13 protein-coding genes are annotated in these 12,599 nt (G+C 71.9%); 4 read left to right on the forward strand and 9 right to left on the reverse strand.

All coding sequences use genetic code 11. The annotated features are described in order from the left end of the window. Window positions 1–90 precede the first annotated feature (90 nt). From ACFY0F_RS31120 to ACFY0F_RS31135, 4 genes are all read right to left on the reverse strand, one after another. Window positions 91–756, reverse strand: coding sequence for a class F sortase (locus tag ACFY0F_RS31120; protein WP_388801617.1), 666 nt, complete (start codon window positions 754–756; stop codon window positions 91–93). A 12-nt stretch (window positions 757–768) separates the two neighbouring features. Then, the gene (locus tag ACFY0F_RS31125; protein WP_388801620.1) at window positions 769–1,386 is read right to left on the reverse strand and encodes a hypothetical protein; all 618 of its coding nucleotides are present in this window, start codon (window positions 1,384–1,386) and stop codon (window positions 769–771) included. Window positions 1,387–1,482: 96 nt separating this feature from the next. Then, window positions 1,483–2,262 carry an HAD-IIA family hydrolase gene (locus ACFY0F_RS31130; protein WP_388801623.1) on the reverse strand — a complete coding sequence of 260 codons (780 nt, stop codon included), beginning with the start codon at window positions 2,260–2,262 and terminating at the stop codon, window positions 1,483–1,485. A 98-nt stretch (window positions 2,263–2,360) separates the two neighbouring features. Continuing rightward, entirely contained in the window at window positions 2,361–3,230 is an 870-nt protein-coding gene (locus tag ACFY0F_RS31135) for a hypothetical protein (protein ID WP_388801626.1), read from the reverse strand. Window positions 3,231–3,441: 211 nt separating this feature from the next. Here ACFY0F_RS31135 and ACFY0F_RS31140 point away from each other — a divergent pair, with 211 nt between their 5' ends. The 3 genes from ACFY0F_RS31140 (at window position 3,442) to ACFY0F_RS31150 (ending at window position 5,976) form a co-directional block, all read left to right on the forward strand. Next, a complete protein-coding gene (locus tag ACFY0F_RS31140; RefSeq protein ID WP_388801628.1) occupies window positions 3,442–4,524 on the forward strand; it encodes a Gfo/Idh/MocA family oxidoreductase in 1,083 nt (360 codons plus the stop codon). After that, complete coding sequence (locus ACFY0F_RS31145) at window positions 4,521–5,036, forward strand: heme-degrading domain-containing protein (RefSeq protein WP_388801631.1); 516 nt, start codon at window positions 4,521–4,523, stop codon at window positions 5,034–5,036. Before ACFY0F_RS31140 ends, ACFY0F_RS31145 begins: the two co-directional genes overlap by 4 nt. A gap of 73 nt (window positions 5,037–5,109) precedes the next feature. Continuing rightward, window positions 5,110–5,976: an LLM class F420-dependent oxidoreductase gene (locus tag ACFY0F_RS31150; RefSeq protein WP_388801634.1), complete on the forward strand. Its 867-nt coding sequence runs from the start codon at window positions 5,110–5,112 to the stop codon at window positions 5,974–5,976. Between the two features lie 118 nt (window positions 5,977–6,094). Here ACFY0F_RS31150 and ACFY0F_RS31155 read toward each other — a convergent pair whose 3' ends face one another. The 5 genes from ACFY0F_RS31155 to ACFY0F_RS31175 form a co-directional block, all read right to left on the reverse strand. After that, window positions 6,095–6,952, reverse strand: coding sequence for a fumarylacetoacetate hydrolase family protein (locus ACFY0F_RS31155; protein ID WP_388801637.1), 858 nt, complete (start codon window positions 6,950–6,952; stop codon window positions 6,095–6,097). A 128-nt stretch (window positions 6,953–7,080) separates the two neighbouring features. Next, window positions 7,081–7,797: a YidC/Oxa1 family membrane protein insertase gene (locus ACFY0F_RS31160; RefSeq protein ID WP_388801641.1), complete on the reverse strand. Its 717-nt coding sequence runs from the start codon at window positions 7,795–7,797 to the stop codon at window positions 7,081–7,083. A 94-nt stretch (window positions 7,798–7,891) separates the two neighbouring features. Next, window positions 7,892–8,203 carry a DUF6412 domain-containing protein gene (locus ACFY0F_RS31165; protein ID WP_388801644.1) on the reverse strand — a complete coding sequence of 104 codons (312 nt, stop codon included), beginning with the start codon at window positions 8,201–8,203 and terminating at the stop codon, window positions 7,892–7,894. A gap of 97 nt (window positions 8,204–8,300) precedes the next feature. Further along, on the reverse strand, window positions 8,301–9,545 hold the full coding sequence (locus ACFY0F_RS31170; RefSeq protein WP_388801647.1) for a DUF6531 domain-containing protein: 1,245 nt from the start codon (window positions 9,543–9,545) through the stop codon (window positions 8,301–8,303). 323 nt (window positions 9,546–9,868) lie between these two features. Continuing rightward, entirely contained in the window at window positions 9,869–10,723 is an 855-nt protein-coding gene (locus ACFY0F_RS31175) for a class E sortase (RefSeq protein WP_388801649.1), read from the reverse strand. 291 nt (window positions 10,724–11,014) lie between these two features. Here ACFY0F_RS31175 and ACFY0F_RS31180 point away from each other — a divergent pair, with 291 nt between their 5' ends. Next, complete coding sequence (locus tag ACFY0F_RS31180) at window positions 11,015–12,490, forward strand: beta-1,6-galactanase (protein ID WP_388801652.1); 1,476 nt, start codon at window positions 11,015–11,017, stop codon at window positions 12,488–12,490. Window positions 12,491–12,599 lie beyond the last annotated feature (109 nt).

A 12,599-nucleotide genomic window follows, 5' to 3' on the forward strand; every position in this document is an offset into this window, starting at 1 on the left:
CCCCCTGGTTGCACGGTATTTCAGGTGCCAATCCTGACATATCCGCCGTGCCGGTCACGACCATGTCCGGGGGTTGCCGGGCAGTTGTTCCTACGGTCCCGTGCCCGTCAGGTACGCCGACACCACCACGTTCGCCGTGTAGCTGCGGCTCGCCCGCTCGAAGGTGCCGCCGCAGGTGATCAGCCGCAGCTCGGCCCGGCCCGGCTTGCGGGGCCCGTAGGCGAGCCGGGCGTCGAAGTGGTCACGGGAGAGCACCCGGACATCGTCCACGGTGAACTCGGCGACCCGGCCGTCGCCGCGGACCACCCGCACCGTCTCCCCGGGCCGCAGCGCGCTGATCCGGTAGAAGACGGCGGGCCTGGTCCTGGTGTCCACGTGCCCCACCATCAGCGCGGGCCCGGCCGCCCCGGGTTTCGCCCCGGCCGCGTACCACCCCACCACCCCGGGCTGGTCGAACGGCGGCGGATCGACGGCGCCCCGCCCGTCCAGGCCACGGGCCACCACCGGCGCCTGCACCCCGAGGTCCGGAATGTCGATGCGCTGCGGCACCGCGTCACCGAGCGGCCGGGCGGCGGGCGGCAGCCCCGGCCCGGCCGGCCGCCCCACCGCGGCCACGTCACCGGTCGCAACCCCGGACGCCCCCGCCGGTACGTCGGTCACCTCACGCCCCCACATCCACAGCCCGAGCAGCAGCAGCACCCAGGCCACGCCGGCCGACAGCCGTCCGGTGCCGGAGGAGGACTCACGGTCGTACACCACCGACTCCCCTCACCGCGTGCCGCGGCTCCGGCGGGCACCACGCACACCGCGCAGCCCGACGGCGACCGCGGCGACCCCGGCGAGCACCAGACCGGTCACCGTCTGCGCGGTACCGGGCCCGGCCACCCGGGCGTCCACCGAAGCGAGGCGGGCGGTGCCGCCACCGCCCGCCTCGACGGGGGCGGTGGGCGACGCGGGGGCGGACGGCTGCGCGTACGACCCGGAGCCCGACTGCCCGGCCGGACCGGCGGGACCGGCCGAACCGGCCTTCGGCGCCACGGTGATCCGGCCGGCCACGGCATCGCCGGCGCAGGCGACCCGTACGTCGTACGAGCCGGGCCGCAGCGTCGTGCGGATCCTGGTGTCGCCGGTGAGCGTGCCGCCGCCGCCGGTCAGCCGGGCGTCCGCGACGAACGCCTCCGACACGGCGGTGCCGACCGCCCCGGAGCAGCCGCTCACCCGCAACGCCACGTCGGTGCCGGCGGCGGGGGACGGCGGGATCAGCGAGACCCCGGCCCCGTCGTCCACCGCGTTTGCCGCGTGGGCCGCGTGGGCCGCCGGGGCGAACTCGACGAACGCGACGACGGCGAGGAGTCCTGTACAGAGAGTGCGGCGTACTGAGCCCATCGTGAACCTCCAGCGCTATCTGGAGGCTGCCCCGACGGGTGCCCGTTCGCATCCTCGAAGGGCGCCGCTTTGCTCCGTACGGGTCAGGCGCCGGTCTCAGACCCGGTCCACGAGGTCCGCGATGGAGTCGACCACCTTGGACGGCCGGTACGGGAAGGCCTCGACCTGCTCGGGCCGGGTCAGGCCGGTGAGCACCAGGAACGTCTGCATCCCGGCCTCGATGCCGGCCAGCACGTCGGTGTCCATGCGGTCGCCGATCATCGCGCTGGTCTCGGAGTGGGCGCCGAGGGTGTTCAGACCGGTACGCATCATCAGCGGGTTGGGCTTGCCCGCGAAGTACGGCTTCCTGCCCGTCGCCTTGGTGATCAGCGCGGCCACGGCGCCGGTCGCGGGCAGCGGGCCCTCGGTGGAGGGGCCGGTCTCGTCCGGGTTGGTGCAGATGAAGCGGGCGCCGGCGTTGATCAGGCGTACGGCCTTGGTCATCGCCTCGAAGGAGTACGTGCGGGTCTCCCCGAGGACCACGTAGTCGGGCTCGTGGTCGGTGAGTATGTAGCCGATGTCGTGCAGCGCGGTGGTCAGTCCCGCCTCGCCGATCACGTACGCCGACCCGCAGGGCCGCTGGTCGTCCAGGAACTTGGCGGTGGCCAGCGCCGACGTCCAGATGTTCTCGATCGGCACGTCCAGCCCCATGCGGGCCAGGCGGGCGTGCAGGTCACGCGGGGTGTAGATCGAGTTGTTGGTCAGCACCAGGAAGGGCTTGCCGGACTCGCGCAGCTTCTTGAGGAAGGCGTCGGCGCCGGGGATGGGCACACCCTCATGGATGAGCACACCGTCCATGTCGGTGAGCCAGGACTCGATGGGCTTGCGTTCTGGCATGGGCCGTCTCCCGCCGTACCGGATGCTGCGTGGGCCCCAGCCTAAACACACGCCCGATCTTGCGGGAACGCCCTGCTCACTGTGTGGTCGGCCGCACCTCAGCGCCTGCGTCCCACGAGCACCAGCGCACTGCCCGCCGCGAGCAGCAGGACGGCGGCCGCGAGCACGCCGAGGGCGGTGCCGAGGCCGGTGCGGGCGAGTTCGTCGGCAAGGGTGAGGCCGTCGTCGGGGGAGGCGGAGGGGGCGGGCGTGCCCGTGGCAGCCGGCGAGGCCGAGGAGGAGAGCTCGGGGCCGGGGGTGGGGTCGGGGACGGCGGTGGTGGTCGGAGTGGCCGTGAGGGTGGGGTCGGGGGTGAGGGTGGCCGCGGGGGTGTCCGAGGCGTGGGGATCGGGCTCGGTGGGCTCGGTGTCGGGCTCGGTGTCGATGCCGAACCGGTAGTCCTCGGACTCCCCCAGCCACTCCCCGTCGTCCCCGCGCCGTTCCACGACGGCGGCCTTGGCGGTGACCACGTTGGGCACGGCGTCCGAGGTGACCGTGAGCCTGACCTTCACGGAGACCGTCTTGCGCGGACCGACGGCGAACCCCGGGAAGCCGTCGTCGAAGGCCCCCACCAGCTCGTTCTCGTCGGTGCTCTCGAAGTGGACGGGGTGGGCGCGCGGACCGTCGTAGAACTCCATCCGGGCCTGCCCCGGCTTCAGCGCCCGCTTGTCGTCGACGAGCACGACGACCGGGTGTACGGCGGTGCAGGCACGGTCGGTGGTGTTGACGAGGTCGAGGTACCAGGTGCCGAATCCTCCGCCGGCCTCGTACGACGTGGGCCCTCCGTGAATACGGGCACTGAGCGGAAAGTCCCGCGCCTCCGCCCCGGCACAGTCGACCCCGGCCTCCCGTCCGTGCGCCACCCCCACGGGCCCGAGAACGACGACGGCTGCGGCAAGGCAGAGGGACAGGGACGTGCACAGTCGCATGAACACATCCCTATGCCGACCGACCGCGACCCTCCACGGACCCCGCCCACTTCCGCCCCGAACGGCGGCCCGCGTCCCCCCATTCAGCAGACCTGTCGCCCCTCCCCCCGGCTGCGCACCCCCTGCCCAGCGACAACCCCGCGCACCGACCAACGCCGGCCAGCAAGCCCACCCCGCCAGGCCCCAGCCACCGCATGCGAAAGTGGACCGCATGACTGGCACAGGCAATGACCTCCCCCTACACGTAGGCCTGGTCGGCTACGGCCTCGCAGGCTCCGTCTTCCACGCCCCGCTGATCGCCGCCACCGAAGGCCTCACACTCGACACGGTGGTCACCGCCAACCCCGAGCGGCAGGAGCAGGCGAAGGCCGAGTTCCCGGACGTCCGCATCGCGACGGCCCCGGAGGAGCTGTTCGACCGCGCCGGCGAACTGGACCTGATCGTCATCGCCTCCCCGAACAAGACGCACGTCCCGCTGGCCACCGCCGCGCTCAAGGCGGGCCTGCCGGTCGTGGTGGACAAGCCGGTCGCCGGTACCGCAGCCGAGGCACGGGAGCTCGCCGCCCTCGCCGAGGAGCGCGGGGTGCTGCTGTCGGTGTTCCAGAACCGCCGCTGGGACAACGACTTCCTGACCCTGCGCAAGCTGCTGGAGGAGGGCGAGCTGGGCGACGCCTGGCGGTTCGAGTCCCGGTTCGAGCGCTGGCGTCCGCAACCCAAGGGCGGCTGGCGGGAGTCCGGCGACCCGACAGAGATCGGAGGTCTGCTGTACGACCTCGGCAGTCATGTCGTCGACCAGGCCCTGACCCTGTTCGGCCCGGCCACCCGGGTGTACGCCGAGACGGACGTCCGCCGCCCCGGCGCCGAGGCCGACGACGACACGTTCATCGCGGTGACGCATGCGAGCGGTGTCCGCTCCCACCTCCACGTCTCCGCCACGGCCTCCCAGCTCGGCCCCCGTTTCCGGGTGCTGGGCTCGCGCGCGGGCTATGTGAAGTACGGCCTCGATCCGCAGGAGGCGGCCCTGCGCGAGGGGCTGCGGCCCGGCCCCTCGGACTGGGGCACGGAAGCGGAGTCCCTGTGGGGCCGGATCGGCGCCGGGGAGTCCCCGCTGACCGGGGGCGGTCGGCCCGTACCGACCCTGCCCGGCGACTACCCCGCCTACTACAAGGCCGTGGCCGCTGCCCTGACCGGCGCCGGTCCCAACCCGGTGACCGCCCTGGAGGCCGCCGCCGCCCTCGACGTGCTCGAGGCGGCCCGGCGCTCCGCGCGCGACGGTGTGGCGGTGACGCTGTGAGCAACAACCCGCGGATCACCCCGAGGTCCACCCCCGAGATCACCCCGTCCGTCGAGGAGCTGGAGGCGCAGGAGCGCCGCCTGGTCTTCCACCGGTTCACGCACGAGGACGCCTGGGCCCTCGGCTCCCTCCTGGTGGAGCTGGCCAGGGAGCGCCAGGCCCCGGTCGCCATCGACATCCACCGCGCCGGCCAGCAGCTCTTCCACGCGGCCCTGCCCGGCTCGACCCCCGACAACGACGCCTGGATCGAACGCAAGCGCCGTGTCGTGGAGCGCTACGGCTCCGCGTCCTACCTGGTCGGCGCCCGTTTCCGGGCCAAGGGCACGACGTTCGAGGAGTCCTCCCGCCTCGACCCCGACACGTACGCGGCCCACGGCGGCTCCTTCCCGGTCAACGTCGAGGGCGTGGGCGTGATCGGCGCGGTGACCGTCTCCGGGCTGCCGCAGTTGCAGGACCACCGGTTCGTGGTGGAGGCGCTGGAGGAGTTCCTGGGCCACAGCGGCCGGGATTAACTGGAATCACCCTCCGGTTGGCACAGCGGTACGGCCATCACGGCACACCGCCCGACCGGAGGGATCACCACCCATGAGTGACGCGCTGAAGCAGGCCATCGGACGGTACGGCGTCTGGAGTGTCGGCCTGCGCGCGGAGGACCCCGCCCGGCGAGGTGAACTGGCCGAGGCGGCCGGGGAGTTGCAGGAGCTCGGTTACGGGGCCGTCTGGCTGGGCGGCAGCAGTGCCGCCCACCACGCCGTACCGCTCCTGGAGGGCACCGACCGGCTGGTGGTCGGCACCAGCATCCAGAGCATCTGGGACTACGAGGCGGACGCGAGCGCGGCGGCCTTCGCGGAGGTGGAGGCGGCGCACCCGGGCCGCTTCGTCCTCGGCCTGGGCGTCAGCCACGCCAAGCTCGCCGACCAGTACCGCCGCCCGTACTCGGCGCTGGTCGCCTACCTCGACGCGCTCGACGGGGCCGGGGTGCCCGCCGACCGCCGTGTGCTGGCCGCCCTCGGCCCAAAGGTCCTCGAGCTGTCCCGGGACCGGGCGGCGGGCGCGGTGCCGTACCTGGTCACGGCCGAACACACCGCGCGGGCCCGCGAGATCCTCGGCACGCGCCCCCTGCTGGCCCCGGAGCTCAAGGTCGTACTGGAGACCGACCCGGCCCGCGCCCGCTCCCTGGCCCGGGAAACTCTCGCCATGTACCTCGCGCTCCCCAACTACACCAAGAACCTTCTCCGTCTCGGCTTCACCGAGGACGACCTGGCCGACGGCGGCAGCGACCGTCTGGTCGACGCGGTGTTCGCCTGGGGCGACGACAACCGCATCCGCGACCGGATCAACGCCTTCCACGAGGCGGGCGCGGACCACGTGGCCCTCCAGGTGGTGGACGACAGCCCGAGGGACGGCCTCCAGCGGGAGAGCTGGAGGAGGCTGGCGTCTCTGCTGGCGTGACCGAACCGACCTCAGGGGCGCGGGGCCGTGTTCGATATGCGGCTCCGCCGCGTGGGCGCGACCAGCCACCCACTGCCCGCAGCCGAACCGTGTCGTTCCCCGCCCCCCAGCGGAGCGCCTACGCGTCCTTGAACTCCTGCCGCTGGCGCCCCAGCCCCTCGATCTCCAGCTCGACGACGTCCCCGGCCCGCAGGAACGGCTTCGGCTCGGGCCGGCCTAGCGCGACCCCCGCCGGCGTACCGGTGTTGATCACATCGCCCGGGTACAGGGTCATGAACTGGCTGACGTACCGCACGACCTCCGCGACGGGGAAGATCTGCTCGGCGGTCGTCCCGTCCTGCTTCAGCTCCCCGTTCACCCACAGTTTCAGCGCCAGCGCCTGCGGGTCGGGCACCTCGTCCGCGGTCACCAGCCACGGCCCCAGCGGGTTGAACGTCTCGCAGTTCTTCCCCTTGTCCCAGGTGCCGCCCCGCTCGATCTGGAACTCCCGCTCGGACACGTCGTGCGCCACCGCGTACCCGGCGACGTGCGCGAGCGCCTCCTCGCCGGACTCCAGGTAGCGGGCCGTGCGCCCGATGACGACCGCCAGCTCCACCTCCCAGTCGGTCTTGGTGGACCCGCGCGGGACGAGCACGGTGTCGTACGGCCCGACCACCGTGTCCGCGGCCTTGAAGAAGATCACCGGCTCGGCGGGCGGCTCGGCGCCCGTCTCGCGGGCGTGGTCGTGGTAGTTGAGCCCGATGCACACGATCTTGCCGATCCGCGCCAGCGGCGGCCCGACCCGCAGCCCCGTCGCGTCCAGCACGGGCAGCTCCCCGGCGTCGGCGGCGGCCCGGATCCGGCCCAGCGCGGCGTCGTCGGCGAGCAGCGCCCCGTCGATGTCCGCGACGATCCCCGACAGGTCCCGCAGGACTCCCTCGGCGTCGAGCAGCGCGGGCCGCTCCGCCTCCGCCGTACCGACTCGCAGCAGCTTCATGGTCACATTCTCCCTTGATCGCGGGTGCGCGGGTGCCCGCCGGATGTGCGCAGCCATCGGAGGTCTGGTCGATCCTCCAAGGCATATGTCCGGTACGCAAGACCTGGTTCACGGACTGGACCGCAGTCTCAGCGGTACAGCGCCGCCCGCTCCACCGCGCTCCACGCCGTACTGGTCACCACGTACAGGGCGGCGGCCAGCGGCACCACGGCGACCGACACGAGGGTGAAGAAGGACATGAAGGGCGTGACCTTGTTGACCGCCGCGAGGCCGGGCATCTGCTCGCCGTCGCCCCCGCCGACGGCGACCGGGTTCTTCGCCATCATCTGCTTGGTACGGCGGTAGTTGAACGTGGCGACGGCGGCGACGACGACGAACAGCCCGAGGTAGACCAGCCCGGCCGCTCCGAACACCCCGCCGTGTCCCAGCGCGTCCGCCCACCGGCCGCCGAGCGGTGCGGCGAACAGCTCGTGCGCGAGGAGGCCGTTGCGCTCCCCGCCGACCGTCGAGCTCGAGAACAGGTGGTAGAGGAGGAAGAAGGCGGGCAGCTGGAGCAGGCTGGGCAGACAGCCGGACAGCGGGGACACCTTCTCCTCCTTGTGCAGTTCGAGGATCGCCTTCTGCAGCTTCTCCGGGTTCTCCCGGTGCTTCTTCCGCAGCTCGGCGACCTTCGGCTGGAGTTCGGCCCGGGCCCGCTGCCCGCGCGCGGCGGCCCTGGACAGGGGGTGGACGAGGAGTCGTACGAGGGCGGTGAACAGGACGATCGCGGCGGCTGCCGCGGAGGCGTGGAAGAGGGGCCGGAGCAGGTCGGCGAGCTGCTCGACGAGGTGCGCGAAAACGGACATGGGTGAGCCCTCCGTGGGTCACGTCGTGCCGGAGTGAAGACGGGCATGGCGGCATGACGACCCGCGCGGGGTCACGGACGAGGGAGTGTCACCCCTACGCGAGGGTCGTCGCGGGGGCGTGTCCGGGCGCCCGGGGCCGGCGGCGGCCCGGGGCGTCGGGGTCGCGCTGCGGCAGGAACGCCGTGCGGCGGGCCCGGTCGCGGATGGCCGTACGTATGCGCGTGGGCGGCACGGCGGGCGCGCAGCGGGCGGCGACCAGGGCGCACGCGGCCAGCGCGGTTCCGGCCGCGGCGGTCGCGGCGAGCGCGACGGTGGCGTAGAGGCTGCCGGTGTCGAGCAGGGCCACGGAGAGCAGGAAGAGCAGGAGACCGACGGCAGGCCGCGTCACGGCCACGTATCGCGCCATCCGACCGCTCCCCCCTGCCTGCTCGCATCGCTCACGTCCGAGCTGGACCCCACGATAACGTCCCCGACGTTCCCCGACGTATCCGACCGCTGCGAAATCATCGCCCGGGTCGGTGGCCGATCCGGCCGTCGGCGTCATGGGCGTACTTCGTCGCGTGCAGCCGAGGGTCGACGGCGGTGGTGGTGCCCGCCGCGGTCGCCGAGTCGCTGGTGTAGGTGTACGTCCAGATCGGGCCGGTGGGAGCGCCGCCGTGGGAACCGGTCCCGCACAGCATGCTCGTGACGCGGTTGACGTCGTCGTAGGTGAAGACCGTCACTCGGCCCTTGCCCGTGCTGATCCTGCTGACGCGGCCGGAGGAGTCGTACGAGAACCGCGTGGTCCTGCCCTCGGTGTCCGTGGTGCGGTCGATGTCGCCGTGGGCGTCCAGGCCGTAACGGACCGTCCGGCCCGCGTTGTCCTTCGCCTGCCACAGCCTGTCGTCGACCTTGGTCAGGGCGATCCAGTGGCCCGAGCGGGTGTCGGTCAGTCTGAAGCCGCCCTTGGCGTTCTGGGTGACCGTGATGGTGCCGTGGCCGCGGTCCGTGACCTTGGTCAGCGTTCCGTCGGCGTCGTAGGTCTCCTTCGAGCCCGACTTCCCTTTCAGCGTGTAGGTGCCGTCGGGGTTCTTCTTCAGTTTCTGCGCGTAGCCGCGCGGGGTGGTGAAGGAGCCGTCACTGTTCTTGTCGAAGCGGACCGTCGCGCCGGAGGCGTCGTAGAAGATCACCTCGCCACCGGAGACGGACAGGTAGCGCTCGTACTGCAGCCACCAGCGCTGCGCCACCCTGCCGAAGGGGGCCTCCAGCGAGTTGTACGTCCGCGCCAGTCGCAGGTGCCGTCCGTCACCGGCGAGGTCGTCGTCCCTCGCCGTCAGCATCAGGTCGCCGGTCGAGTAGTCGATCTTCGCCGTCAGTGCGTTCGTGATCGCGAAACTGGTGTACCGGTGCCAGGGCACGTCGCCCTGCCCCTCCGGCACGAGTTCCACCACCGACGGGTCCGCCGCGGTGCCGGCCGGCTTCGCGGCCTTGCCGGACGCGGGATGCTTGGCGTGCGCCCGCTGCTCCAGCAACCACGGCATGTACACCTCGTCCGTCGGCTTCCTCGACGGCTGGGACCTCACCGGCCGGTGCGCGCCCGCCTTGACCGGTGGCGTCTTGGCGCCGGAACCGTTCTCGCACCAGGTCGACATCGTTGTGCCGTCTGTGCCGCCGGTGCCGCCGGTGGCGGTGGCGTGAGTGGTCGGCAGGAAGGCCGCGGCCAGCGCCAGCGTCGCCGCCGTCGCCACGGCCACAGCCGCCGCGGCCACCGATCCCGGTCTTTTCCACAAACGTCGAAGAGACGTGCCCAAGGCACGCGTGTGCATGACTTCCCCCACAGGAAGACAGACCCCGGCAACCCCAGCGGCCCCCAGACTCGTACACGCTGTCACACGATTCGCACAGAGATCCGCACCATTCCCGGGAACTGCCCACGCATGGACCGAAATCCGCCGCTCCACTTCAAGGCGGCGAATACGAGGAAAAGGGAAACACAGGCGCTCACGACCGCATTCAAGACCCGACGGCCGCGTGCGAGGCCTGGCGCGAACGGCCGAAAAGTGAGGGCACTCCGAGGGCGCTCGGCGCTCCTCTACCTCCTCGGCCGCATCGACACCAGCTTCCCCCACACCACCATCCGGTACCGGGACGTGAACTCGGGGGTGCACGTCGTCAGCGTGATGTAGTACCCGGGCTCGCTGTACCCGTACGAGGGCCTGACGAGGGACCGGGGCACGGCCCTGACGACCCCCGCGTCACGGGACGAGGTCTGCGGCAGGATCTTGTCGACCGTGTACGTGTAGGTCGCCGTCCGCGTCTCGACCTCCACGGTGTCCGCGCGGCGCAACCGCGGCAGGTAGCGGAACGGCTCCCCGTGGGTGTTCCGGTGCCCGGCGACCGCGAAGTTCCCGGCCTGGCCCGGCTGTTGGGTGCCGGGGTAGTGGCCCACGTACCCCCGGTTGAGGACGTCCGGCTTGCTCACGCCCTCGGCGACCGGGACACGCAGCCCGAGGCGCGGGATGGTGAGGATGGCGTAGGCCTGGGAGCGGCGGGGCAGCGCCGCGTCGGCGGTGCCTGCGTACGACCGCCGCCCCGCCGCAGCCCCCGTACGCGACGGCCCCGTACGCGACGGTCGCGAGGACTGCGGGCCGGACGACGTACCGTCACCGGAGGACGGCGACCCTCCGGAGGCCCCGGCACCGCCTGTTCCACCACCCTCCGCCCCCCACTCCCGCTCCAGCGCCTCCACCTTCCGCTCGGCCCCGCGCCGGGCCTCCCGGTTGGTCCACCAGAGCTGGTGGACGACCAGGAGCGCGAGGACGACCCCCACGGTCACCAGCACCTCACCCCCGCCCCACAGCACCCGCCGGCGCCGCGCACGCCGCCGCAGGGTGCTGTGCTGCACGAGAGGTACGGGACGTACGGCTCGCACGACGGAAGCCCGCATACGCAGTACGCCTCCTCAGACCTGGTACGGCCCGCCGCCGGGGGCCGCCCGCACGCCCGCACGATAAGGCGCGGGCCGCCAAGTCACCAGAGCGGAAGGCGCTCGGGCCGGACGCCCACCGGACGATCCCTTTCTCCACTGGTTTTAGAAAGGGCTGAGAAAGGTCTGGCACGACTCTCGACAACCTCGCGCGCCACGCCCGATGCTTCGTTCTGGCATGCGGGGGGACGAGCGAACACCGGCGAGGACGACCGGTGTTCGGGCCGCACCGAGAGGCAGACGACACAAGCCATGATCCGACGCAGAACACTCCTGGCCGCCGCGGGCGGCGGCCTGCTGGGCAGCGCCCTGGCCACCGGGACCGCCCGCGCCGACGCGACGATCGCCGTCAACCCGTCGACCACGTACGGCACCTGGGAGGGCTGGGGCACCTCCCTGGCCTGGTGGGCGAACGTCTTCGGCGCCCGGGACGACTTCGCCGACATCTTCTTCACCACCAAGTCGACGACGTACAACGGCACCACGCTCCCCGGCCTGGGCCTGAACATCGCCCGCTACAACCTGGGCGCGTGCAGTTGGAACAGCGTGGGCGGCACGAGCATGGTGGCCTCCCCCAACATCCCCAGGTTCAAGCAGATCGAGGGCTACTGGCAGGACTGGAACAACGAGGACCCCACCTCCTCGGCCTGGAAGTGGACCGCGGACGCCACCCAGCGCGCGATGCTGACGAAGGCGGTGGCCCGCGGCGCGACCACCGAGCTCTTCGCCAACTCCCCGATGTGGTGGATGTGCCTCAACCACAACCCCTCCGGCGCCTCCGACGGCGGCAACAACCTCCAGTCCTGGAACTACCGCCAGCACGCCTCCCACCTGGCGGCCGTGGCCCTCTACGCCAAGAACAACTGGGGCGTGAACTTCGCGACGGTCGAGGCCTTCAACGAGCCCAGCTCCAGCTGGTGGACGGCGACCGGCACCCAGGAGGGCTGCCACATCGACGCCACCGTCCAGTCGGCCGTACTGCCCTACCTGCGCGGCGAGTTGGACAAGCGGGGCCTGACCGGCACGAAGATCTCCGCGTCGGACGAGACGAGTTACGACCTCGCGCGCACCACGTGGAACTCCTTCAGCTCCACCACGAAGGGCTACGTCAACCGTGTCAACGTCCACGGCTACCAGGGCTCGGGCGGCCGCAGGGACCTCCTCTACTCGGACGTGGTGACGACCGCCGGCAAGGCCCTGTGGAACTCGGAGACCGGTGACAAGGACGGCACCGGCTACACGATGGCCTTCAACCTGCTCTACGACTTCCGCTGGCTGCACCCGACGGCCTGGGTCTACTGGCAGGTGATGGACCCGTCGACGGGCTGGGCGATGATCGCCTACGACCAGAACACCCTGCAGCCGACGACGATCCAGACGAAGTACTACGTGATGGCGCAGTTCAGCCGCCACATCCGCCCGGGGATGAGGATCCTGGACACGGGCGCGAGCAACGCGGTGGCGGCCTACGACGCGTCGGCGAAGCGGCTGGTCGTCGTGGCGCTGAACACGTCCACCTCGGCCCAGACCCTGACCTTCGACCTCTCCCGCTTCACCACGGTGACGGGCGGCTCCGGCGGCCTGGTCCCCCGCTGGAACACGGTCACGACCGGAGGCGGCGACCTGTACTCGGCGCACTCGGACATCCACCTCTCCGGCAAGACCGTGAGCGTGCCGTTCGCGGCGCAGGCGGTGCAGACACTGCAGGTGGACGGGGTGACGCTGTGAGGCGGCGGACGACGGCGGCACGACCGCCCCGCGGCTGACCGCGCCGGGGGCACCGCGACCGGTGACCACATGTGTGGGTTGGGAATTCGCCCCTCCCCTTGTCACCGGT

Source organism: Streptomyces sp. NPDC001544 (assembly GCF_042894285.1).
Taxonomy (GTDB): domain Bacteria; phylum Actinomycetota; class Actinomycetes; order Streptomycetales; family Streptomycetaceae; genus Streptomyces.

Coding starts and splice junctions, on each gene's coding strand:
- ACFY0F_RS31175 (WP_388801649.1), bottom strand. CDS start 10,723: ATGCGGGCTTCCGTCGTGCGAGCCGTACGTCCCGTACCTCTCGTGCAG.
- ACFY0F_RS31160 (WP_388801641.1), bottom strand. CDS start 7,797: ATGTCCGTTTTCGCGCACCTCGTCGAGCAGCTCGCCGACCTGCTCCGG.
- ACFY0F_RS31165 (WP_388801644.1), bottom strand. CDS start 8,203: ATGGCGCGATACGTGGCCGTGACGCGGCCTGCCGTCGGTCTCCTGCTC.
- ACFY0F_RS31150 (WP_388801634.1), top strand. CDS start 5,110: ATGAGTGACGCGCTGAAGCAGGCCATCGGACGGTACGGCGTCTGGAGT.
- ACFY0F_RS31180 (WP_388801652.1), top strand. CDS start 11,015: ATGATCCGACGCAGAACACTCCTGGCCGCCGCGGGCGGCGGCCTGCTG.
- ACFY0F_RS31135 (WP_388801626.1), bottom strand. CDS start 3,230: ATGCGACTGTGCACGTCCCTGTCCCTCTGCCTTGCCGCAGCCGTCGTC.
- ACFY0F_RS31140 (WP_388801628.1), top strand. CDS start 3,442: ATGACTGGCACAGGCAATGACCTCCCCCTACACGTAGGCCTGGTCGGC.
- ACFY0F_RS31155 (WP_388801637.1), bottom strand. CDS start 6,952: ATGAAGCTGCTGCGAGTCGGTACGGCGGAGGCGGAGCGGCCCGCGCTG.
- ACFY0F_RS31130 (WP_388801623.1), bottom strand. CDS start 2,262: ATGCCAGAACGCAAGCCCATCGAGTCCTGGCTCACCGACATGGACGGT.
- ACFY0F_RS31125 (WP_388801620.1), bottom strand. CDS start 1,386: ATGGGCTCAGTACGCCGCACTCTCTGTACAGGACTCCTCGCCGTCGTC.